This window comes from Halorussus halobius, assembly GCF_004765805.1.
Classification (GTDB): domain Archaea; phylum Halobacteriota; class Halobacteria; order Halobacteriales; family Haladaptataceae; genus Halorussus; species Halorussus halobius.
Map to the genome: position 1 here is coordinate 307,001 of NZ_SBIU01000003.1, position 22,337 is coordinate 329,337.

Below are 22,337 nucleotides of genomic sequence, written 5' to 3' on the forward strand. Positions count from 1 at the left end.
TTTTGCCACCGGACCGGCTACCGCCACCCGATGAAGCTACTCGTCGTCGGCGCGGGCGAGATGGGCCGGTGGGTCGGCGAGGTCGCGCTGGCGGAACTCGACGCCGACGTGGCGTTCGCCGACGCCGACCCCGAGGTCGCCGCGGACGCCGCGACCGAGGTCGGCGGCCGCGCGCTCCCGGTCTCGACCGCCGAGCGGTTCGACGCTGTCTGCGTGGCCGTGCCGATGTCGGCCGCCGAGTCGGCCATCGAGGCCCACGCCGAGCGCGCCGAGCGCGCGCTGGTCGACGTGACCGGCCGGATGGCCGAACCGGTCGCGGCGATGCGGGCGGCCGCGCCCGACCGCGAGCGGGCGAGCCTCCACCCGCTGTTCGCCGCGACCAACGCGCCCGGTAACGTCGCGGTCGTCCGCGACGAACCCGGCCCCGTCACCGACCGACTGCTCGACGCGCTGCGTGCGAGGGGGAACCGCGTCGTCGAGACCACGCCCGCCGAACACGACGAGGCGATGGAGACGGTGCAGGCCCGGACCCACGCCGCGGCCCTCTCGGTCGCGCTCGCGGCCGACGACGTGCCCGAGGGGCTGACCACGCCCGTCTTCGAGGACCTGCGCGCGGTGGCCGAACAGGTCGCGGGCAACGACCCCGACGTGTACGCCGAGATTCAGGCGGCGTTCGGCGGGAGCGACCGCGTCGCCGAGGCCGCAGCGCGAGTCGCCGACGCCGACCGCGACGAGTTCCGGACCCTCTACCGCGAGGCCGGCGAGCGACTGGCGGGAACTGCGGACGACGGCGAGGGCGAGCCATGAACGCGGAGCGCCGCGAGCAGGTCCGGTCGAACGCCAGATACCTCCGGAACGTCAGGCCGCTCGACCCCGACGAGATAGCCGAGTACGTCGAGGGCCAGCCCCACCCGGCGGTGGTCCGGCAGGTGCTCCGCGAGGAGGCCGCGTCGCTCGACCTCGTGGAACGCGACGACGGCACCTTCGTCCCGGTCGACGACGACCCCGTATCCCCCGCGTTCGCCGGCGTCGAGGCGTTCCCCGACGAGTACGCCCGGGCGCTCGAAGACCTGCTGGTCGAGCGGGTCGGCCCGGACTGGCACGCCGGCGAGTCGGGCGACGGCCTCAGGGCGACGATTCGAACGCTCAAGGACGACTACTTCCGGAACGAGCCGGTCGAGTACGACGACCTCGCGGCGCTGGGCTACGCCATCTACCACCTTCCCGACAACTACGCCGTGGCCCAGTACGTCCTCCACGAGCTCGCTGAGCCGGGACTGGTCGGCCGACGACTCCGGATTCTGGACGTGGGCGCGGGCGTCGGCGGCCCGGCGCTGGGCGTCCACGACTACCTGCCCGCCGACGCGCTCGTGGAGTACGAGGCGGTCGAACCCAGCGCGGCCGCCGACGTGTTCGAGGCGTTGGTGGCCGAGACCGGCCGGAACTTCCACCCCGAGCTCCACCGGACGACCGCCGAGGCGTTCGCGCCGGGCGCGCCCGACGACGGCGAAGCGACCGGCGCGTCCGGGTCCGAGCGGACCTACGACCTTATCCTGTTCGCGAACGTCCTGAACGAACTCGACGACCCCGAGTCGGTCGTCTCCCGCTACCTCGACTTTCTGGCCGACGACGGGACGCTGGTCGCGATCGAGCCCGCCGACCGCGAGACCGCCATCGGCCTCCGGGCGGTCGAGCGCGCGGTCGCCGACGAGGCGGGGGCCGCGACGGTGTTCGCGCCCACCCTGCGGCTCTGGCCGGGCGAGCGCCCCACCGACCGGGGCTGGTCGTTCGACGTGAAGCCCGACCTCGCGGTGCCGTCGTTCCAGCGCAAACTCGACGAGGGCGCGAGCGAGTCCGACGACGGGGTCGGGAGGTCGGACGCCACCCCCGCGACCGGCGAGTTCGTCAACGTCGACGTCCAGTTCGCCTACTCGCTGCTTCGGACCGACGGCCGGCGCAAACTCGACTTCCGGGCCGACCCCGACCGGTCGGCCAAGATGGCCGAGATGGACCGCCACGTCACCCACCGCATCGACCTCGTCGCGGTCAAGCTCAGCCACTCGCTCGCGGACGACGACCCGGCGACCGAGCGCGACCCGAACCCCGTCTTCAAGGTGAGCGACGGGAGCGAATCGACCGACCACTTCGCGGTGCTGACCGACGAGACGTCGCTGAACGCCGACCTCCGGACCGCCGACTACGGCGACCTGCTGTCGGTCGAGCGGGCGCTGGTGCTGTGGAATGACGACGAGGCGGCGTACAACCTGGTGGTCGACGAGGAGACGGTCGTCGACCGGATTCCGGCGTAGCGGCCGTCGACCGGACGCCGGGTCAGTACTTGGTCGACACCGAGACGTCGTCCTCGTCGCTGGCGTCGACCACCGCGTCGAACGGCGACTGGAGGGTCGCCATCGTCTGGCGGTCGTGGGCGTCGGGGTTCATGTGGAAGTGCGCGAACCCGTCGACCGCGTCGAACCGGCGAGTCACGACCCGGAGGAACCGATACATCGTCGACCGGTCGGCGTACTGGAGGAAGTCGGTGACGGAATCGAAACAGACCACGGTCCGAGCGTCGCTGTCGCTCCACTCCTTGATGACGTCGCTGACGGCCATTCCGACGCCGGTCAGGTCGGTCGGGCTCACGGTCCGGACCGTCACGTCCTCGGGGTACGACGTCGAGCCCTGGAGGGTCTCGTCTATCTGGATGACGGTGACCTCGTTGGGCCGGTCGTCGTACTCGGTCCGGAGCTGCTCGACGAGGTGGTCGGCCCGCCCGAACGTGAGGAGGAGCACGTTCTCGCGGTCGAGCGGCTCGCCCGCCAACAGGTCCCGGTGGACGTCCCCGGCGTCGGAATCCAGCGAGGTCGACAGCAGGAGGACGTTCGTGGCGTCCCGTATGCGCTCCCTGTCGGCCTCGCTCATTCCTCGTCCTCCACCGTCTCGGCTATCAGGTCGACGACGCGGTCGGTGTCAGTGTCCCCGTCGAGCGAGACGTAGATGCCCGCCTCGTCGGTGACGTACCGGACGATGGTCTGGTCGTCGAGGTAGACCGCGAACGCGTCGACGCCGCCGAGGGGTCCGTAGAGGTCGGCGTACATCTCCCGTTCGGTGAAGTCGAGCTTGTAGTTGAAGTGAAGCTTCTCCGCGAACGCGTCGACGTTCTCGGGGTTCCCGAGGTCGTCGACGACTCGCTCGGCCACGAAGAGGGGGTTGAACGCCTCGGCGTCGTACTCCACGAACGCGCGGAGGTCGTCGCCCGCGACCTCGCTGACGGCCTCGAACGCCGCCGCCGCGTCGAAACCGGTCAGTTCCGGCTCGTTTCTGATACGCTCCATGACACCGGAATCCCGACCGACACGTAAAAGTCTATCTCCGGCGAGCGCGTCCGAGCCACCGGCCCCGATTGCCGACTCGGACGGCTTTTAACCCGCGACGCGCCAAGACCGCACATGGGCACCTTTCGCTCGTTCGAGGGACTCCGCGACGCGCTCGCGGACGCCGACTTCGACCGACCGCCGGCGTTCGTCGCCAACGCACACGTCACCGGATTGAGCGTCGCCCGCGCGCTGCAGGCCCGTGACGTGCCCGTCGTCGCCATCGACCGCGACGGGAAGGGCGTCGCGCCCTACTCCGAGGCGGTCGAGTTCGCCGGCCGGGTCACCTACCCGCTCGACGACGAGGACGGCTTCCGCGAGGACGTCGAGGCCCTCGCGGCCGAGGTCGAGTACGAACCGGTGGCGTTCGGCTGCATGGACGAGTGGGTCCACGCCTTCTCGCGGACCGACCCCGAGGGCGTCCGGCTCCCGTTCGCCGACCGCGCGACGGTGAATCGCGTCCTCGACAAGGAGTCGCTGTACGCCGTGGCCGACGACCTCGACGTCCCGTACCCCGAGACCTACCGCGTCGCCGAGACCGACCCGAGCGCGACCGGCGGCGAGGCCGGCCCCCGCGGACGCGGCGGGGCGACCCGCGAGAGCGTCCCGGCGGCCGAGGCCGCCGACCGGCTCGGCTTCCCGCTGGTGGTCAAGCCCGCGCTCAAGCGCAAGTTCGAGGAGGCCGTCGGCACCAACGTAATCGAGGTCGACGACCGCGAGCAGTTCGAGGACGTGGTGGCCAACGCCGCCGACGCCGGGATTCGGGTGATGGCCCAGGAGAAGGTGGCGGTCGAGCGCGGCGCGGACTGCTCGCTGGCCTCCTACGTCCCCGAGTCGGGCGAGCCCGTCACGTTCGTCGGGAACGCCCGCGTCCGGTACCCGCTCGGGTTCGGCACCTCCTCGGTGGTCGAGCGCGCCGACGACTCGGCCGCCCGCGAGGTCGAGTCGAACGCGCTCGCGGTCCTCGACGAGACGGGCTACTACGGCATCAGCGAGGCCGAGTTCGTCTACGACGCCGACCGCGAGGAGTACGTCCTGCTCGACGTGAACACCCGGCCGTGGAAGTGGATATCGCTGCCGGTGCAGGCCGGCGCGAACCTGCCGCTGGCGGCCTACAGCGACGCTGTGGGCGAGACCTACGAGGCCGACGAGATTCGGGACGCGCGCTGGGTCTACCTCGCCGACTACCTCAAGGCGCTGGACACCGAGGGGTTCGTGGACGTGCTGGGGAAGCGCGACTGGCTCTCGCTCATGTCCGGGGAGTTCGAGGCCAGCGCGGACCTCACGACCGGCGTGTACCGGCCCTCCGACCCCGGCCCGGCGTACCAACTGCTCGACACCGAGTTCGGCACGCAGGAGTACTACTGTTCCTGCTAAGCCACCGTTTACTGCACTCGGAAATTCGCCTTCGGCGAATGTCCTCGCTGGTAAAAGCTGGACCAAAAACACCGTCAGAGCTACGCTCTGACGAGCCTGCGGTCGCTCCGCTCCCGCAGACACTGCGTCGTCCCGTTGGTCCTCCCTCGGTCCGCTCGCTCGTCGCTTCGCTCCTCGCTCGCGGTACAAAAACTGGTGCGCTCGGTGGGTTGGTCGGTTCGTTTCAGCAGTGCCGTCTTCCACCGGGTCGCGCGACGATGGACGATTCACGTCGCGCGTGCGCTCGTACAGAACTGCGCGAGCGCAGACGCGGCGTGAAGGGCGGTGTGGTCGCGGTTGCGGTGTGGTCGCGGTTGCGGTGTGGTCGCGGTTGCGGTGTGGTCTCGGTTGCGGTTCTCATAGGCTCAAGCAGTAGCTAGCTTCGCCTCGACCCCGGTGTCGTTCGCTTCGCTCCGGCCTCGGTGTCGTTCTCCTCCCTCCGGCCTCGGTGTCGTTCTCCTCGCTCCGACCTCGGTGTCGTTCTCGCCGGAAGCGTCAGGTCCGTCTCGTACTGAACCCGATACTCGCACGTCCGAGGTCGGCCCGGCATCTCGCCGGTAACCCCGCCTTTTCCCCCGCCGACGCCCTCGAAGCGACCAATGAGTAGCGACTACATCCACCTCAATCTGTTCACGATGAACTCGGTCGAACACGTCACGGCGGGCAACTGGCGGACGCCCGGCGACCAGTCCCACCGCTACACCGACACCGACTACTGGCTCGACGTGGCCCGCACCGCCGAGCGCGGCGGGTTCGACGCCGTGTTCTTCGCGGACGTGCGGGGCATCTACGACGTGTACGGCGGCGACAGCGACACCGCCATCGAGAACGCGATTCAGACGCCCGCCAACGACCCCCAGGCGCTCGTGCCCGCGATGGCGACCGTCACCGACCACCTCGGGTTCGCGGTGACGCGCTCGACCACCTACGTCCATCCCTACCAACTGGCGCGCGAACTCTCGACGCTCGACCACGTGACCGACGGCCGGGTGGCGTTCAACGTCGTCACGTCCTACCTCGAAAGCGCGGCCAGAAACCTCGGCCTCGACGAGCGGATGGACCGTCGGACCAGATACGACCGCGCCGACGAGTTCATGGACGTGTGTCACGCGCTCTGGGAGGAGAGCTGGGACGACGACGCCGTGGTCCGCGACCGCGAGTCGGGCGTCTACACCGACCCCGAGAAAGTGAGGGGAATCGACTTCGAGGGCGAGTACTTCGACGTGCCGGACGCTCACAGCTGCGAGCCCTCGCCCCAGCGGACGCCCGTGCTGTATCAGGCCGGCTCCTCGGACCGGGGTCGGGCGTTTGCGGCCGACAACGCCGAAGCGGTGTTCGTGAGCCAGCCCACCGAGGAGGGCGTTCGGGAGTACGTCGCGGACCTGCGCGAGCGCGCCGAGGCGCGCGGACGCGACCCCGACGAACTCCGATTCTTCCCCGGCATCGTCCCCATCGTGGGCGAAACCGAGGCGATAGCTCGCGAGAAGTACGAAACCTACGCCGAGAACGTCGACTACGAGGCCACCCTCGCCTTGCTGGCCGGGTTCATCGACCTCGACTTCTCGGAGCTGGACCCCGACCGGAGCGTCGAACACATCGAGACCGACGCGATTCAGGGCGCGATAAACGCCTTCACGAGGAACGACCCCGACCGCGAGTGGACCGTGGGCGAGGTCGCGGAGTTCGCGGGACTGGGCTCTACCTCGCCCGTCGTCGTCGGCGACCCCGAGCAGGTGGCCGACGAACTCCAGCACTGGTTCGAGGACGTGGGCGTCGACGGCTTCAACCTCAAGGAGGTCGTCCGGCCCGGCACGCTCCGGGACTTCGTGGACATGGTGGTGCCCGAACTGCGCGAGCGCGGACTGGTCAGGGAGTCCTACGAGGGCACCACCTTGCGCGAAAACCTGTTCGAGGAGGAAGGCCGGACGCGACTCGCCGACGACCACCCGGCGCGGAACTGAGGGCTCCCAGACCTCGCCAGGACGCCGACGCTCGACACCGCAACGTTTAACCCCCGTGAACATACCGCATCCGAGAGAGATGGCAACGACGGTACGAGGCTTCGTCGGCGGCATGGCGAATCGCGCGAACCCGGCGTTCGTCGCGGGCGTGGTGGCAGTTCCGCTGGTCGCGCTGGCGTACGGACTCACGGCCGGGTCGGTCCAACAGTTGACCTACGTTCACGTGATGGCGGGCGTGCTGTGGTCGGGCATCGACCTGTTCATGGGGCTAGTTCTCGGCCCGGTGGTCGGCGGACTCGCGGTCACACAGCGCGCGGCGGTGTTCCGGCGGCTCACGCCCAAGACCACGTTCCTGCTACCGTCGCTCGCGCTGGTCACCGTCTTCGGCGGGGTAACCCTGGCCCGACGACTCGGCAAGTTCCCCCACGCCGACCCGTGGATAGCGTTGTTGAGTACCGCCATCGCGGTGCCGGTCGTGTTGCTCTTCGCCGCGCAGTTCGACGCGCTGACCGACCGCCGGACGCTCGCCGTGTTCGGCGTCGTGGCGGTGGGCCACGCCGCGTGGTTGTTCCGGACGCTCCCGGAGTTCGCCATGACCTCCCACGTCATCGCGGCCGCGCTGGGCATCGTCGCGGCGCTCTCGGTTCTGGGGTTCGGCGTGTTGCTTCCGGGCGAACTCCGGATGTACCGCGAGATGACCGCCGAGGACCCCGACGAGGAGGTCATCAGCACCATCGGAATGCGGAACGCCAAGCTGGCCGGCGTGCAGGGCGTGCTTCAGCTGGCCATCATCTTCGTGATGGTGTACGTGCGGTTCTGAGCGGGCCCGACTCGTCCCTCTCGGTCCTGCTTCGCGTCGTCTCGACTTCTGTACGGGGGAGAACTATTTTCGACGTGGCGCGTGCGAGCAACGCGCGCGAGGGAGGGGCGCGTTTATGCGCCCCGAGGCTGGGGAGGGAGAGGCTCGCGGTCGCAGTGCTGTGCGGTCGCGGTTCTCATCGGTCGAGGCAGTAGCTCGCTCGGGCCACCGCGAACGATTCGACGCCATCACGAAGCGAACTATCGCTCGAGCCGAGGAGCGACCGCACGGCACCGCGATTGCCCCGAACGAAACCGCGACCGCCCCGCACCGTACCCACTTCACACCCCAACCGTACACCGCCCGCGTTGCGGTACAGTTTTCTCTCGGCCACCCCCAATCGAAGTCGAATGACCGACTCGCTCGAAATCCTCCTCACGAACGACGACGGCATCGACAGCCCCGGCATCCGCGCGCTGTACGACGCCCTCTCGAAAGTCGGCAACGTCACGACCGTCGCGCCCGCAGACGACCAGAGCGCGGTCGGCCGCGCGATGACCTACGAGGTGCCGGTCCGCGAACACGAACTCGGCTACGCGGTCGAGGGCACGCCCAGCGACTGCGTGGTCGCGGGCCTCGCGGAACTCGGACCCTACCCCGACGTGGTGGTCTCGGGCTGTAACGAGGGCGCGAACCTCGGCGCGTACGTCCTCGGGCGGTCGGGCACGGTCAGCGCGGCGGTCGAGGCCGCGTTCTTCGGGGTGCCCGCCCTCGCGACGTCGCTCCACGTCCCCCAGAGCGAGTGGCCGCCCGACACCGACCCCCGAGATTACCGCGAGGTCGCCGACGCGGTGACCTACCTGCTGGAGAACGCGCTCGACGCCGGCGTCTTCGAGGAGGCCGACTACCTCAACCTCAACGCCCCGCTCCCCACCGACGACCACACGCCGATGGTCGTCACGCGGCCCTCCCACGTCTACGACATGGACGCGACCGAAGAGGAGGGCGTGGTCACGCTCCACGACAACATGTGGGCCCAGATGGACTCGCCGGACCTGCCCGACCCCGAGGGGACCGACCGCCGGGCGGTGTACGACGGCAAGATAAGCGTCTCGCCGCTGACCGCGCCCCACACGGTCGAGCGCCACGACTCGCTCGACGAACTCGCCGAGCGGTTCTGAGACGGGCAAGCGGTCGGCCCCCGACCGCGCGCCGGGGCCGGCTGTCACTCGGTTCCTCAAAACAACCCCCGTGTGAAAATGCTAGCGTTTCACAACCTGCGGCCTGCTAGAGGAGCAGCGATGCAATCGAACGTACGAACTCGGCTGGACGTCCAACTGGACGCACTGTCACACGTGAAACGACGTCGAGTTCTGTTCGCGCTCCTTCGCGAGCGGCCGGGGGCGTCGGGGCGCGGGAGTTCGGGGGCGGGCACGGGAGTCGAGGTCGAGAGTCTGGGTGGTGGCGGACTCGCGATGTCGTCGGTCGACGTGTATCACAACCACCTCCCCAAACTCGACGACCTCGGATTCGTCTCGTGGGACCGCGAGACCGGCGTCGTCGCTCCCGGGCCGCAGTTCGAGGAGATACGACCCCTGCTCGAACTGCTCGCGGACAACGGACACGAACTGGTAACTATCGACGAAACCGAACTGACCGACGACTGACTCTGGCGGAGAACTGAACCCTCGCGTCTCGTCGGCCGGCGACGAGGCCAGCAGCGACGGCGAACGCCGTCCGTTCCGCGACGCAGAAACTGCCACCGAGGGTGGCAGCGTGGCGCGCTCGATGTGGTTGGGCCAGACGAGCGCGCCATCCGAGTCTTTCAAGTACGAACACAAGTAGTTTGTGTGATTAAGCGGGTGACATCCGGGAAATCGCCGCACAACACGAACCCTTTTCCCTCAGAAACGTAACTATCGCGTACGGTTTGTGGTTGGGCCCATGACGCAGGAACAAACTCTGGCAGAGACGGTGAGTCTGTTGCAGGACCTCGGGTTGAAGGAGTACGAAGCGCGTTGCTTCCTCGCGCTCTCGCAAGTACCGTCGGCGACCGCGAAGGAAATCAGCGAACTCTCCGAAGTGCCTCGAACTCGCGTCTACGACGCGGTCCGAGTACTCGAAGCGCAGGGACTGGTGGAAGTACACCACTCGAATCCCCAGACGTTCCGCGCGGTCAGCGACGAGGAGGCGGCCTCGACGCTCCGACAGCGGTACGACGACCGCATCGAGACGCTCCAGACGCACCTCGACGACATCGAACTCGACGACGACGAGTCGGACGAACGGGTCCAGGAGGTGTGGTCGCTGACCGGCCACGAGGGCATCGAGTCCCGGACCGCCGAACTCGTCGAGGGGGCTTCCTCGGAAATCGTCCTCCTCGTCGTGGAGGAGGATATACTGACCGATTCGTTGGTCGAGCGACTGCGAGCGGCGACCGACCGGGGCGTGACCGTCATCGTCGGCGGGTTCACGGAGTCGATAGTCGCCCGCATCGAGTCCGACCTCCCCGGCGCGCGGGCGTTCGAGACGGACCTGAACTGGCTCGTCAGTGGCGAGAGCGGGAATGAAGTCGCCATCAGCAGGCTGTTGCTCGTCGACCGGACGCGCCTGCTGGTGAGTTCGTTCTACCCGACCGACCACGCCGACGGGGGCGTGAGCGAGCAGGCGGTCTTCGCCAACGGCCTCGGCAACGGCGTCGTGGTCCTCATCCGGCGTCTCATCTCCTCGGGGCTGCTACCCGGTCAGGACCCCGCCCAGTAGTAGTCGCACGAACAGCGCCAGTTCAGCGACGCGACCCGTCCCGGAGTGTCGAGGCGAAACCGAGAGCTACACGTCGGAGGGGGTCCTCACGCCGACCATGGTTCGGACCATCGTCGAGCTGCTGGCGGGCAACGACGACCACGCCGGCGAGTTCGACTCGCGGTTCGACGACGTACAGGACGCCCAACACCCCGACGCGGTCACGGTCTGTTGCTCGGACTCGCGGGTCTTGCAGGACCACATGTGGGGCAACGACGAGCCGGGCCACGTCTTCACCTGCGGCAACATCGGCAACCGGGTCGTCCAGCGGGCCGACGCCGGCGAGGCGGGGTCGGGCGAGAGCGCTCCCGACGAGGTGGTCTCGGGCGACGTCCTCTACCCCATCGCACACACCGGGACCGACACCGCCGTAGTCGTGGGCCACACGGGCTGTGGAGCCGTCACCGCGACCTACGACGCGCTGGCGGGCGACGCCGACCCCGGCTCCGAGCCGCCGGGCATCGAACACTGCCTCGACCTGCTCGGCCCGCACCTCAAACCCGGCATCGAGGCGCTGCCCGACGACGCCGACCGCGCCGAGGCGATAAACCGGCTGGTGGAGTACAACGTCGACCGGCAGGTCGAGTTCCTCGTCGAGAGCGACGAGGTGCCCGAGCGCGTCGAAATCGTCGGCGCGGTGTACGACTTTCAGGACGTCTACGGCGGCAGTCGCGGCGAGGTCCACGTCGTCAACGTCGACGGCGAGCGCGGGGTCGAGGGGTTGCGCGAGGAGTACCCCGAAATCGCGTCCCGAGTCGGGCGGCTCTGGGAGTACTGAACGCGAACGACCGACGGCCTCGCGGAGGCCCGACCACGTGCGCGACGACCAGTCGCTCGCGAGAGCGACACGATACCAAACGCCGTCGGCCACACTCAGTCGTCGGCGCGCGGGGTGTCCGGCGTGAACGTGACCCCGCCGATATCGATTTCGTCGGGCACGCGGCTGGTGTCGTGGGTGCCGACCGGCGGCACGTTCGTTTCCGCGGCGGCCGACGCGTCGAGGTCGGTCCCGTCGTCGATGGCCGTCATCTCGCCCTCGACGTCCCGGGCGTCCTGGTCGATTCGCATCGAGCAGAACTCGGCCCCGCACATCGAGCAGAACCGCGCTTCCTTGTAGTTGTCGCCGGGCAACGTCTGGTCGTGGTAGTTCCGCGCGCGCTCGGGGTCCAGAGCGAGTTCGAACTGCCGCCGCCAGTCGAACTCGTAGCGCGCCTCCGAGAGGGCGTCGTCCCAGTCGCGTGCGCCCGGCAGGTCGGTCGCGACGTCCGCGGCGTGGGCCGCGATTCTGTAGGCCGCGAGGCCGTCCCGGACGTCCGCCTCGTCGGGGAGCCCGAGATGCTCCTTGGGCGTGACGTAACAGAGCATCGCCGCGCCCGCGCGGGCGGCCTCGGTCGCGCCGATGGCGCTCGTGATGTGGTCGTAGCCAGGAGCCACGTCGGTCACCAGCGGCCCGAGCACGTAGAAGGGAGCGCCGTCGCACACGGCCTGCTGTCGGTCCACGTTGTCGGCGATCTCGTCCATCGGGACGTGACCCGGCCCCTCGACCATCACCTGCACGCCGTGGCTCCGCGCGGTGCGCGTGAGTTCGCCCAGCGTGTCGAGTTCGGCGAACTGCGCCTCGTCGCTCGCGTCGGCGAGGCAACCGGGCCGGAGCCCGTCGCCCAGCGAGAACGTGACGTCGTGTTCGGCGAAGATTTCGCATATCTCCTCGAACTCGGTGTACAGCGGGTTCTGCGTTCCGTTCTCGGTTATCCACTGGGCGAGGATGGAACCGCCGCGCGAGACGATTCCGGTCTTGCGACCGTCGGTCAACGGGAGATGTTCCATCAATACGCCCGCGTGGATAGTCATGTAGTCGACGCCCTGTTCGGCCTGCTTCTCGATGACGTCGAGCAGCAGTTCGGGCGTGATGTCCTCGGGGGCGTCTACCCGCTTGACGGCCTCGTATATCGGCACCGTTCCGATGGGGACCGGCGAGTGTGCGACGTTCGCCTCGCGGGTCTCGTCGAGGTCCTCGCCGGTCGAGAGGTCCATCACCGTATCGGCACCGTAATGTACCGCGGCGTGGAGCTTCCGGAGTTCGCTCTCCGGGTCGCCGGTCGCGTCGCTGTTGCCGATGTTGGCGTTGACTTTCGTGGAGAACTCCCGTCCGATAATCGTGGGGTCGAGCGGTTCGTGCGCCCGGTTGGCCGGAATCACGGCCCGTCCGTCGGCGACTTCCCGGCGGACGAACTCCGGGTCGCGGTTCTCCCGCTCGGCGACGCGTTCCATCGCGGGCGTGACCTCGCCGTCTCGGGCTCGCTGGAGTTGGGTTCCTGCCATCGATAACTAGGTTGTACCACTAGGTAATATAGCTAGGGGCGCGAAGTCGTCTCGGCGAATTCAGTCCGCGCTCAGCGCTTTCAGGACCGTCGCCGGGTTCCCGCCGACGACGCCCTCGGGAACGTCGTCGGTTACGACCGCGTCGGCCGCGACGACGGCGTCGTAGCGGTCGCCGTTCAGCATCTTCCCCTTCTCGGCGGTCATCGGTCGCCGCGTTCTGTCCAGACGGAGGACCGACGATAGTTTACCGGCGACCAACGAACGCGCCGGTAGATGAACGCGAAGCGCTGGCTCCGGCGGCGGCAGGTCGCCGTCTACGCGGTCTTCGTCCTCCTCGCCGTCGGCGTCGGGGTCGGTCGGCCGAACTCGGCGGCGTTCTTCGAGCGACTCGTCGAGCCGGTGCTGGCGGTCCTGCTCTACGTCACCTTCCTCGAAATCCCGTTCGTTCGGCTCCGCCGCGCGTTTCGGAACGGGCGGTTCGTCGCGGCGGCGCTGGGGATGAACTTCCTGGTCGTCCCCGTCGTGGTCTGGGGGCTGACGCGATTCCTCCCGCAGCGACCGGTCGTCCTCGTGGGCGCGTTCATGGTCCTCCTGACGCCGTGCATCGACTACGTCATCACCTTCACCGAACTGGCGGGCGGCGACGCCGAGCAGATTACCGCGACCACGCCCGCGCTGTTGCTCGTCCAACTGCTGTTGCTTCCCGCGTATCTCTGGCTCTTCATGGGGCCCGAGGTCGCGGCGGTCGTCGAACCGGGACCGTTCGTGGAGGCGTTCCTGTTACTCATCGCGCTTCCCCTGACGCTGGCGTGGCTCACCGAAATCTGGGCGGAACGGTCCTCGCGGGGCGAGACGTTGCAGGCCGCGATGGGATGGTTGCCGGTTCCGATGCTGGGCGCGACGCTGTTCGTCGTCGTCGCGTCCCAACTCCCCCGGGTTCGGAACTCGTTCGAGCAGATCGCGGTCGTCGTTCCGGTGTACGTCGCCTTCCTCGTCGTCATGCCGATACTCGGACGACTCGCGGCGGGCCTCGCGGGCATGGACGCCGGCGAGAGTCGGGCGCTCGTGTTCACGTCGGTCACCCGTAACTCGCTGGTGGTCCTCCCGCTCGCGCTCGCGCTGCCGGCCGAGTTTCGGCTGGCACCCGCCGTCGTCGTGACCCAGACGCTGGTCGAACTGGTCGGGATGGTCACTCTCACGCGCGTCGTCCCGGCGTGGCTCGTCCCGGAGTCGCCGGAGCGCATCCCGCTTTCCGGGCTAGTGAGCCGCGAGTGAACGTTTCGGATCGCCCGGCCGCTCAGAGGCTGATCCGCTCCCCGTCTTCGGGAACGAGGACGTCCTCCGTCTCCGACCGCAGTTCCTCGCGCGACAGCAGGCAGTGGTTGACGGCCTCCATGTACATGATTGGAGAGCGCGCTACCGCTGCTCGACCTTGTTCAGGTAGCTGAAATCCACGATGGAATCTTACAGGCCGTCGTTTGGTTCGGCTAGAGCGTGTCGAACGGGTCGATCACGTCGCTCGTCGTGTAGGCCTCGACGACATCCTGTTCCTCGAAATCGGAGTCGTCGCTCCAGATATCGGCGTCGCTGGCAAGAGCACACGCAACGTACAACACGTCGTCCGGGTCGGTGTCGCCGAGCGCCTCTTCGGCCTGCTCGATGTACGGATGGAATTCGCTGGCGGGAACGACTTCGATGTACTGAAAGAGGAGGGCGATGAACTGTGCGACTCGATCTGGAGTCATACCTGACCTCTCGACGATCAACCCCTCGTAGTTCTCGATTTCGTCGTGGACGAACTCGGGCGTCAAGAGATCGGGGTCGAGAGTAACGATGAGTTCGCGGGTTGTCGAGTCGGCGATGAGCGCGGAGATGACGACGTTGGCATCGACAACCAGCTTCACTTGTGGGGACTACTCCGACCCCTCTTCGACGCGCTCGCGTGCGCCCTCGTTGATTCTGTCAGCGATTTCCGCGACGTCGCTCTCGGTGAGTTCGCTGCCGGACGTGAGTTCGTCCATCACATCGAGCGCCTCGATTTTCTCCTGGATCGCCTGTCGCGTGACCTCGCTCCAGTTGATCTCTGGGTGCTTTTCCATTCGCCTTTTGAGGTCGTCGTCGACGTTGACCGTGATCGTGGGCATACAGGAAACTATGTACACACAGAATACTGTGTCTTCCGGCGAACGCGTTTCGTGTATCGTTCCCAGGGATGCTTCTGGAGAGGGTCGAACTCTCAAAATCGAATTACCTCAGCGGGACTCCCGTTGCTCGACCTTGTTCAACTCTATCAACAGCCGAAAGACCGCCTTCACGAGGTTCGCGTCCACGTCGAACTGCTCGGCGAACTCGCCCGCACGGTCCATCACGCGCTGTTCCTGGTCCTCGTCGGTCGTCGGCAGGTCCCGCTCGGCCTTGACCTGCGCGACCGTCTCGGCCACGTAGGTTCGGCGAGCGATGAGCTCGACGAGTTCGCGGTCGATGGTCTCTATCTCCTCGCGGAGCTCCGTGAGGCTCATCTCGTCCGGGTGCCGTCGTTGCGTGTCGTCGTCAGCCATGTCGTTCCCTCTCGTTGGTTCCAGCGGTCCCGCAGTCGCTCCAGCGTCGCGCGCTCGCCCACCGCGACGAAGCTCGGGCCGGTGCCCGACAGCGAGACGCCCCGAACCGCCGGCAGGGCGTCGAGCATCGGGGCGGCCGGAAAGTCGAGCGCCGCGCAGAAGGCGAAGCCGTTGACCGTCATCGCCTCGCCGTACCGGCCGTCGAGCGCGAGGTCGGCGACGACCTCGGCTACCGGCGCGATTCGCTCGCAGCGGGCGACGTCGGCGTCCGCGCTGAAGGCCTGCTCGGGCGGGGTCCAGACCAGCACGTCCCAGTCGACCGCCTCGCGGGCGAGCAGTTCGTCGCTCCGGTTGTCGGTCACGGTGACGCCCCCGAGCATGCTCGCGCTCGCGTCGTCGAACGCGCCCGTGACCGTCACGCCCGCGTCGCGGGCCGCCCGCACGCCGAGCCGACAGGCGTCCTCGCGAGCCACCTCGTCGGCGACGCCGAGCGCGTCGAGGGTCGCCAGCACGGTGGCGTTGGCGGCGGCGCTGGAACTCTTGAGTCCCGCCGCCATCGGCACCTCGCTGTCGGTCCGGACCGAGCCGCCGACCGCCGCGGGGTCGGCGACGCCGAGCGCGTCGAGGGCCTCGGCGTCGCCGTACTCGTCGACCGCGAGTTCGACGCATCGCTCGACCAGCGCGGTGTCGGCGTCGGGCGCGTCGGCGACCTCGCCGACGACCTCGCCAGACGCGTCGAGGGCGACCGTCGCGGTCGTCTCGGCGTCGATGGCGAACGCCGACCCCGTGCCCGTCGCGAGGGCGTTCAGAATCGTCCCCGCCGCGGGTGCCACTGCCCGGCCGTCCATGGTGGGTCGTCTCTCGCGGGGCGTATTGACGCTGGTGGTTGCTGCAAGGCCAGCGGCGTCGCGATGGCGCTCGAGTCCGGCCGCGTCTGGCGGGGTCAGCCCAGCAGATATCGCATCCACGGATAGCGCTCGACCAGCGGTCGGCCGCCCACGTCGTACTGCTCGATGTAGGCGTCGAGCCCGAGGATGCGGCCCGCGCCGAACGCGGCGACCGAGAGGAACACCAGCATGTACGCGAAGTCGCCGTTGATGTAGCCGTGACCGACGTCCCAGTTGCCGAGGTAGAACAGCAGCATCATGAACGCGCCCCAGAACGCCGCGAGGCGGGTGAGCGCACCCACCAGCAGGCCGAGTCCGATGAGAATCTCGCCCCACGGCACGGCGACGTTCACGAAGTCGACGAACCACGGCGTCTCGCCCATCGCGACGAACAGGTCGGCGACGGGGCTCCCGTTCGCGGGCGGCGAGTTCACGAGGTAGCCGTTCGCGGAGAACTCCCCCGACAGCACCTTGTCGACGCCGCTCTGGAGGAACGCCAGTCCCATCATCAGCCGCAGCGCGAGGATGAACCACACGCTCAGCGTGTGGAGTTTCCCTTCCGCCGTGAACCCTGCTATCGTACTTCGGAGTTCGACTTCCTGTGTGGACATCGTGGCCCAAACTGTAAGCTCACGGTAGATATTCTTTTCCCGTGGCTCCGGCCAGCGGGCCAGAAGCGAGACGACCGACTCCGGACGGTCTGAGAAGACCTATGGCGCTGGCGCGCGCGTCCCCGACCATGGCGATTCCGGAGCGGTACGCCCGCCGGTTCCTCGAGGACGGGGCGAACCTCGCGTGGCTGGCGTCGGTGAACGTGCTGGCGATGCTGGTCGGCGTGCGCTTCTACGTCGAGACCATGCCCGAGGTACCGACCTACCTCTGGCCGCTGTACGCCGACTCGCCCGCCGCGCTGTTCCTCGCCGTCCTCTCGCTGACCACGCTCTTGCCGAACCTCGGGCGGCGGGTCGAGGACGCACCCCAGAATCGGCCGCTCGCGTACCTCCACACGTTCGCGTTCGCGTGGCTGGTCAAGTACGGCCTCTGGACGTTCGTCGCGCTCAACCTCGGGGTCGGGTCGTACTTCGGGCCGCCGTGGGACCCCGACGCGCTGTGGTCGTACTGGTTCATCGTCCTCACCCACCTGGCGTTCGTGGTCGAGGCGTACCTGCTCCCGCGCTACGGCGCGACCACCCGGGGCGCGCTCGCGACCGCGCTCGCGGCGCTGCTGGTCAACGACGCGCTCGACTACGCGTGGGGCATCCACCCGCCGCTCCGGTACGAACCCGGCGTCGCGTTGCCGGCGGCGACGGTCGCGCTCTCGGTGCTGGCGGTGGTCGCGGCCGCGCGGGCGTTCGACCGGCTCGCCCCGGAACGGGGCGACGCCCGCGCGTAGCTGGCGGAGCCGGTTCGGAGCGGCGGTATCGCCCGACTCGGCGCGGTCGCGGACCCACGGTCGACCCGGTTCGGAACCGCTGTGTCCGTTTTGAACGCTACGAGCAGTTCTGCGGGGTTGAAATCGGGCCGTGAACGGAACGAACGAAGGTCCGTCTTTTTAACCTAGAGGGAGCAAGGACCACCCGATGAGTGCCTTCCGAGTCGTCCTGTTGGCGCTTCTGGTAGCCGGTACGGTAGCCGTCGTCGCTCCGACGGCCGCGACAGCAGCCGACGCTGCCGAAGCGACCGGAGACGCGACGCTCGACGCGACCGCCGCTCAGAACGAGACCGAGAACGCCTCGACCCTCGGCGGGGACATCTCGTCGTTCATGCAGTCGAACGCCGCCGAGGTCGACGGCGCGGTCCGGACGGGGATGTGGGCGGCGGCGTACGACGCCACGGACAACCGAACGGTCCGGACGCAGCTGGTCGAGCGCCGGACCGGCGACCTCCGCGCCGAACTGGCCGACCTCAGGGAGCGCAAGCAGGAACTCGCGGACGCTCGCGAGGCCGGCGAGGTCAGCGACGCCGCGTACAGGGCCCGCGTGGGAGGTATCGTCGGACGGATCCACGCGCTGGAGTCGGCGCTCGACGAGACCGAGACGCGCGCGCGGCAGGTGAACGCGAGCGTCGAGGACCTCGACGAACTCCGGAGCCAGACCGACGAGCTGGCCGGGCCGGAGATCGCTTCGGTCGCGCGGAACCTCTCGGGCGTCGGTGCGGGCGAGCGCGGCCCGCCGACCGGCGTCGGGAACGGCACCGGACCGGACGACGGGAACCGAACTGGCGTCGGGGCTGCGAACGGGAACGGCAACGCGAACGGCGACCAAAACGGCACGCGTGCGGGGACCGACGTCGGGAACGGGAACGGCGTCGGCGAGGGAAGCCCAGACGGCACCAGTGCGGACGCCAGTAGCGACGGCGAGGGGTCAAGCGGAGCCAACGCCAGTACCGGCGGGAGCGGAGAGCGCGCAGGGACCGACGGGACCAGAGGCGGTGGGGACCGCGGAAACGGGAGCGACGGGAATCCCGGACGCGGACCCGACGACCGACCGCCGGGAAGCGACGACGGAGCCGGCGACGGTCCCGCGAGCGAAATCGACGCCCGCACGGCCGACCGCGGACCGTAGACGAGCGGTCGGGGTCCGGCCGAGAGACACGCTTTTGAGCGCGCGATTCCTACCCACGACACCGAATGGATTCCGCCGAACTACTCGACATCCTCGGGAACGAGAACCGCAGGCGCATCCTCCGCCTGCTCGCGCGCAAGCCGTGTTACGTCACCGAGATAAGCGAGTACCTGGGCGTCAGTCCGAAGGCGGTCATCGACCACCTCCAGCGCCTCGACGACGCAGGCCTCGTCGAGAGCCGGACCGACGACCGTCGGCGGAAGTACTTCAGCATCTCGCGCAACCTCCGGCTGGAGGTGAGCGTCTCGCCGTACGAGTTCGGGATGAAAAGCGCCTACCCGGCGAGCGCCAACCTCGACGTGAGCCGGTGTCGACGCGTCTCGCTCGACGTCCAGTTCGGCGACGTCCAGGGCTCGGGCGACGGGGCCGGCGACGCCGAGGACCGCGCGACGCCGAACGGCGGGACGGACGCGGCGTCAGAGCCCTCGACGTCGTCGAACGCGAAATCGGACGGCGACGCGACCTCGGACGCCGGTGCGACTCCGGACGTCGACGCCGAGTCGAGTGCGGACGTCGACGCCGAATCGAGTGCGACCCCCGAGGCGGAGTCGGACCCAGCCGAGTCCGCGACCCGTCTGGCGTCCGAGCTCGACGAGCTCCAGCAGCTCCAGAACGAGCTCTCGCTGGCCCAGCGGTGGGTCCACGGCCGCATCGCCGACGTGCAAAAGCGGCTCGGCGACGCCCTCGACGCGAACGGCGAGCGCCGCCTCCACGCGGACGTGCTGGCGGCGGTCGCGGGCGGGGCGACCACCCGGGCGACGGTGAGCCGGGCGGTCGAAGCCCCCGAGGGCGTGGTCGAGGAGTGCCTGCGCGAACTCGCCGACAGGGAGTTGGTCGAGCGCGAGGGCGAGGAGTGGACGCTGGCGGGGTAGGAGGTCTCGCCTCCCTCGCCCCGCTCGTCGACTACCTTCGAGCGTCGTGGGGAGTAGGGTGCGAGCGGTCCGTTCGTATTCACTCACTCGAACGGCCGTGGCGACATGGCCCCCGCTAGCGAACACGACTGGCCGCGTGTAACAGCATCGATACCGTGTACCGCACAATCCGCGTATCGTACCCGGACGTTACTCTTGAACTCAACGCTCGGTGCGGTTTTCGAGAGTGCGACCTCGGTATCCCGTAGGGGGTCTACGAAGTCGTATTCGTACTATTCGCCGTCTAGTCCCCGATTCCCTCCCCTATTGTGAGTTCTCCACGACTGAGGTACAGCCAAACCACTAGACAGATGCCCCCGGCTAGTACCTTGCCGACCACCAGCTCGTACCGACTTACCGAATACGATACCTGTCCGAGAGCTGGTGTCAGTAGTGTGGCCTCCGACGGTTGTAGCACGACCGCCGGCCAGAGGTTGTACCCGAGGTGGAGTCCGAAGGGGATTGATAAGTTACCCGTCATCACGTAGCCGCCACCCCACAGGAGCCCTAACAGCGCACTCGTGATTACGAGTTGAAGAGATCGTCCTTCGGAGCCGCCGCCTCCTTGCCTGATGACGTGACTGAATCCGAATATCACGCTGCTGAAAAGGAGGGCAAACAGCGCTGACGAGCTCCAGGAGCCACCGCGGTCTATCAGGCCCTCGGTGAAGTTCTTCAGCATCACACCGCGGAAAGCGAACTCCTCGAACGCGACTTGAAAGAGAAACCCCGCCACAGTCAGGGTGATGGCGAGCACAATAACGCCGAGAGAGTCGGCAGGGAGGGGACCGGATGGCGCTAGTTCGGCCTCGCCCAGATAGAGGAATACGGCCGTCGGAACCGCGTAGGTGAGGCCGCCGATAGCGACCCCGACAACCAAGTCGGTCAGGTCCTCCCGAGAGGCCGCGATACCGTACGCCGAAATCGAGCGCTCGTCGAGCCGTGTGGCGAGACCGACTGCGAAAATGAGTCCAAGGGCCGAGGCCACCCCTAGGAGCGTGGACTCCACCAACGAGGTGGTAACGGCACCGAACTCGGAGACATCGAAGGCACTGCGAATGCCCAATAGTATCACGGGGAGCAGCAACAGTTGCACGCCGAAACCCACGCACCAGGGAAGGATGCCTCGCCACGTCGCCCGTACGCGCGTGTCCTCGCTACCAGTCGCCACGCGGCGTAGCGTTCGTTTCAACGATGACATATTCGGGGGTATGCCAGATACTGAATATAATTTTCGATTCCCGTCAGACGCAGCACGGGAGTAGTATTGTCCCCATCAATTGTTGCAAACGCGACTTCTGTATCCAGTCTTCGGCGCGACTGTTTCGTGCCGATGTCCGGCTCGCGTTAGTGATCGAGACGTCACCTACGGCCAGACCCACTCATCCAAAAGAGCTATAATTTACTAATCGGTTAGTTAAGTCGTGCAGTCTACAGACTCAGTCGACAGTGCTCGCCAGCACCCGACCGCGCTCCAGAGCCGTGAAGCACAACTCGACCCGTTCGAGTGGTACGCCGAGATGCGACGTGCGGACCCCGTTCACTACGACGAACGACGCGAAACGTGGGACGTCTTCCGATACGAGGACGTCGACCGCGTCCTCCGCGACCAAGAGACGTTCTCGGCGGACCGGTCAGGGAGTGGAGCCACCGCAGCGGGCACCGAAGGGGACGGTGGGGCAGTCCTCAAAACGATGATTAGCACGGACCCCCCGGAACACGAGCGCCTGCGGGGGTTCGTCAACGACCGCTTCCAGCCGGGGGCGCTCAGCGAATATCGACCCCGGCTCGAGGAGCTCACTGACGAGCTGGTGGACGAACTCGAAGACGCAGGCGAGTTCGACTTCGTCGACGAGTTCGCGGTCGCGCTCCCGGTGACGGTCATCGCCGAGTTGCTGGGCATCCCTCCGGAACGCCGCGACCAGTTCAGGGAATGGTCGGGCGCACTCATCGCTCGGCCTGAAAGCAGCGATGAGGAAGCCATCCAGCGTATGAAACAACGGCGAGAGACGGCTCAAACGGAGATGGGGCGATACTTCGCAAAGCTCCTCGAGGAGCGTCAAGGGGGCGACGGTGACGACCTGATTACGCTGGCGGCAAACGCGGACGAGTTGAGCCGGCAGGAGAAGATCGGCTTCTGTATGATATTGCTGCTCGCGGGCAACATCACGACGACGAACCTCCTCACGAACGCTATCTGGACCTTCGAGGAACAGGGCATCACGGAGGACGTCGGGTCCGGCGACGTCGACCGCAAGAAGGCCATCGAAGAGGTCCTTCGGTATCGCTCGCCCGTGCAGGAGATTCAGCGTATCGCCAGCGAGGATGCCCAACTGGGTGGTCAACAGGTCGAGGCCGGCGACGTCGTGAACGTCTGGGTTGGGGCTGCGAACCGCGACCCCGAGGTCTTCGACGACCCCGAGACCTTCCGTCCCGAACGGCGACCCAACCAACACCTCGCCTTCGGGAAGGGCGTCCACTACTGCCTGGGCGCTCCGCTCGCTCGGCTCGAAGCCGACATCGCGCTCGAACGACTGCTCACGCGCTTCGAACGGTTCGATGCCGACATATCGGACCTGCAGCCGATTTCCGGCCACTACGGTCTCGAATTCCTCCACTGCCAGGTGAACTAGACCGGTCCTGGCCCAGTAGTCTCTTCCCAGCCGGGAGAACCGCGTGGGGA

The 22,337-nt window shown here is 67.8% G+C and carries 23 protein-coding genes and 3 pseudogenes; 15 read left to right on the forward strand and 11 right to left on the reverse strand.

The window, feature by feature from the left end; all coding sequences use genetic code 11:
* Nucleotides 1-30 precede the first annotated feature (30 nt).
* Nucleotides 31-807 carry an NAD(P)-binding domain-containing protein gene (locus tag EPL03_RS08305; protein WP_135828877.1) on the forward strand — a complete coding sequence of 259 codons (777 nt, stop codon included), beginning with the start codon at nucleotides 31-33 and terminating at the stop codon, nucleotides 805-807.
* Entirely contained in the window at nucleotides 804-2,309 is a 1,506-nt protein-coding gene (locus EPL03_RS08310; RefSeq protein ID WP_135828878.1) for a small ribosomal subunit Rsm22 family protein, read from the forward strand. Before EPL03_RS08305 ends, EPL03_RS08310 begins: the two co-directional genes overlap by 4 nt.
* A gap of 22 nt (nucleotides 2,310-2,331) precedes the next feature.
* Here EPL03_RS08310 and EPL03_RS08315 read toward each other — a convergent pair whose 3' ends face one another.
* Entirely contained in the window at nucleotides 2,332-2,922 is a 591-nt protein-coding gene (locus tag EPL03_RS08315) for a DUF7504 family protein (protein WP_135828879.1), read from the reverse strand.
* Nucleotides 2,919-3,335, reverse strand: a complete 417-nt coding sequence (locus EPL03_RS08320; protein ID WP_135828880.1) for a hypothetical protein — start codon at nucleotides 3,333-3,335, stop codon at nucleotides 2,919-2,921. The genes EPL03_RS08315 and EPL03_RS08320 overlap by 4 nt, the downstream gene beginning before the upstream one ends.
* 114 nt (nucleotides 3,336-3,449) lie before the next feature.
* On the opposite strand from EPL03_RS08320, the gene EPL03_RS08325 reads away from it, so the two are divergent.
* From EPL03_RS08325 to EPL03_RS08355, 7 genes are all read left to right on the forward strand, one after another.
* A complete protein-coding gene (locus EPL03_RS08325) occupies nucleotides 3,450-4,751 on the forward strand; it encodes a carboxylate--amine ligase (protein WP_135828881.1) in 1,302 nt (433 codons plus the stop codon).
* Between the two features lie 638 nt (nucleotides 4,752-5,389).
* On the forward strand, nucleotides 5,390-6,751 hold the full coding sequence (locus EPL03_RS08330) for an LLM class flavin-dependent oxidoreductase (RefSeq protein ID WP_135828882.1): 1,362 nt from the start codon (nucleotides 5,390-5,392) through the stop codon (nucleotides 6,749-6,751).
* A 112-nt stretch (nucleotides 6,752-6,863) separates the two neighbouring features.
* Entirely contained in the window at nucleotides 6,864-7,571 is a 708-nt protein-coding gene (locus EPL03_RS08335; protein ID WP_135829535.1) for a hypothetical protein, read from the forward strand.
* A 389-nt stretch (nucleotides 7,572-7,960) separates the two neighbouring features.
* A complete protein-coding gene (gene surE / locus EPL03_RS08340) occupies nucleotides 7,961-8,731 on the forward strand; it encodes a 5'/3'-nucleotidase SurE (protein WP_135828883.1) in 771 nt (256 codons plus the stop codon).
* A gap of 174 nt (nucleotides 8,732-8,905) precedes the next feature.
* Entirely contained in the window at nucleotides 8,906-9,217 is a 312-nt protein-coding gene (locus EPL03_RS08345) for a DUF7344 domain-containing protein (protein ID WP_210424941.1), read from the forward strand.
* Between the two features lie 277 nt (nucleotides 9,218-9,494).
* The gene (locus tag EPL03_RS08350; RefSeq protein WP_135828885.1) at nucleotides 9,495-10,313 is read left to right on the forward strand and encodes a TrmB family transcriptional regulator; all 819 of its coding nucleotides are present in this window, start codon (nucleotides 9,495-9,497) and stop codon (nucleotides 10,311-10,313) included.
* 97 nt (nucleotides 10,314-10,410) lie between these two features.
* The gene (locus tag EPL03_RS08355) at nucleotides 10,411-11,130 is read left to right on the forward strand and encodes a carbonic anhydrase (RefSeq protein ID WP_135828886.1); all 720 of its coding nucleotides are present in this window, start codon (nucleotides 10,411-10,413) and stop codon (nucleotides 11,128-11,130) included.
* Nucleotides 11,131-11,225: 95 nt separating this feature from the next.
* Here EPL03_RS08355 and thiC read toward each other — a convergent pair whose 3' ends face one another.
* The gene (thiC, locus tag EPL03_RS08360; RefSeq protein ID WP_135828887.1) at nucleotides 11,226-12,674 is read right to left on the reverse strand and encodes a phosphomethylpyrimidine synthase ThiC; all 1,449 of its coding nucleotides are present in this window, start codon (nucleotides 12,672-12,674) and stop codon (nucleotides 11,226-11,228) included.
* Nucleotides 12,675-12,734: 60 nt separating this feature from the next.
* Nucleotides 12,735-12,878 carry a hypothetical protein gene (locus EPL03_RS08365; protein ID WP_244605224.1) on the reverse strand — a complete coding sequence of 48 codons (144 nt, stop codon included), beginning with the start codon at nucleotides 12,876-12,878 and terminating at the stop codon, nucleotides 12,735-12,737.
* Nucleotides 12,879-12,947: 69 nt separating this feature from the next.
* On the opposite strand from EPL03_RS08365, the gene EPL03_RS08370 reads away from it, so the two are divergent.
* Nucleotides 12,948-13,949 carry an arsenic resistance protein gene (locus tag EPL03_RS08370; protein ID WP_135828888.1) on the forward strand — a complete coding sequence of 334 codons (1,002 nt, stop codon included), beginning with the start codon at nucleotides 12,948-12,950 and terminating at the stop codon, nucleotides 13,947-13,949.
* A 22-nt stretch (nucleotides 13,950-13,971) separates the two neighbouring features.
* On the opposite strand, the pseudogene EPL03_RS20730 reads toward EPL03_RS08370, so the two are convergent.
* The 6 genes and pseudogenes from EPL03_RS20730 to EPL03_RS08400 all read right to left on the reverse strand — a co-directional run.
* Nucleotides 13,972-14,073, reverse strand: a pseudogene (locus EPL03_RS20730) (MBL fold metallo-hydrolase); the annotation flags it as partial.
* Nucleotides 14,074-14,161: 88 nt separating this feature from the next.
* Nucleotides 14,162-14,578, reverse strand: coding sequence for a PIN domain-containing protein (locus EPL03_RS08380; protein WP_135828889.1), 417 nt, complete (start codon nucleotides 14,576-14,578; stop codon nucleotides 14,162-14,164).
* 9 nt (nucleotides 14,579-14,587) lie between these two features.
* The gene (locus EPL03_RS08385) at nucleotides 14,588-14,818 is read right to left on the reverse strand and encodes a hypothetical protein (protein WP_135828890.1); all 231 of its coding nucleotides are present in this window, start codon (nucleotides 14,816-14,818) and stop codon (nucleotides 14,588-14,590) included.
* 108 nt (nucleotides 14,819-14,926) lie between these two features.
* Nucleotides 14,927-15,232: a chorismate mutase gene (locus tag EPL03_RS08390; RefSeq protein WP_135828891.1), complete on the reverse strand. Its 306-nt coding sequence runs from the start codon at nucleotides 15,230-15,232 to the stop codon at nucleotides 14,927-14,929.
* Nucleotides 15,190-16,080: a shikimate kinase gene (locus EPL03_RS08395; RefSeq protein ID WP_135828892.1), complete on the reverse strand. Its 891-nt coding sequence runs from the start codon at nucleotides 16,078-16,080 to the stop codon at nucleotides 15,190-15,192. The genes EPL03_RS08390 and EPL03_RS08395 overlap by 43 nt, the downstream gene beginning before the upstream one ends.
* A gap of 95 nt (nucleotides 16,081-16,175) precedes the next feature.
* The gene (locus tag EPL03_RS08400; protein WP_135828893.1) at nucleotides 16,176-16,730 is read right to left on the reverse strand and encodes a DoxX family protein; all 555 of its coding nucleotides are present in this window, start codon (nucleotides 16,728-16,730) and stop codon (nucleotides 16,176-16,178) included.
* A gap of 128 nt (nucleotides 16,731-16,858) precedes the next feature.
* On the opposite strand from EPL03_RS08400, the gene EPL03_RS08405 reads away from it, so the two are divergent.
* The 4 genes and pseudogenes from EPL03_RS08405 to EPL03_RS20840 all read left to right on the forward strand — a co-directional run.
* Nucleotides 16,859-17,512, forward strand: a complete 654-nt coding sequence (locus EPL03_RS08405) for a DUF1405 domain-containing protein (RefSeq protein ID WP_135828894.1) — start codon at nucleotides 16,859-16,861, stop codon at nucleotides 17,510-17,512.
* A gap of 187 nt (nucleotides 17,513-17,699) precedes the next feature.
* Nucleotides 17,700-18,683 (forward strand): hypothetical protein, encoded by a 984-nt coding sequence (locus tag EPL03_RS08410; RefSeq protein WP_135828895.1) that lies wholly within the window; start codon nucleotides 17,700-17,702, stop codon nucleotides 18,681-18,683.
* A 65-nt stretch (nucleotides 18,684-18,748) separates the two neighbouring features.
* A pseudogene (locus EPL03_RS20835) lies at nucleotides 18,749-19,078 on the forward strand (ArsR/SmtB family transcription factor); the annotation flags it as partial.
* Between the two features lie 219 nt (nucleotides 19,079-19,297).
* A pseudogene (locus tag EPL03_RS20840) lies at nucleotides 19,298-19,615 on the forward strand (MarR family transcriptional regulator); the annotation flags it as partial.
* Nucleotides 19,616-19,898: 283 nt separating this feature from the next.
* Here EPL03_RS20840 and EPL03_RS08420 read toward each other — a convergent pair.
* Nucleotides 19,899-20,855 (reverse strand): CPBP family intramembrane glutamic endopeptidase, encoded by a 957-nt coding sequence (locus EPL03_RS08420; protein ID WP_135828897.1) that lies wholly within the window; start codon nucleotides 20,853-20,855, stop codon nucleotides 19,899-19,901.
* A 223-nt stretch (nucleotides 20,856-21,078) separates the two neighbouring features.
* Here EPL03_RS08420 and EPL03_RS08425 point away from each other — a divergent pair, with 223 nt between their 5' ends.
* Nucleotides 21,079-22,287 (forward strand): cytochrome P450, encoded by a 1,209-nt coding sequence (locus EPL03_RS08425; RefSeq protein ID WP_135828898.1) that lies wholly within the window; start codon nucleotides 21,079-21,081, stop codon nucleotides 22,285-22,287.
* The last annotated feature ends 50 nt before the right edge of the window (nucleotides 22,288-22,337 follow it).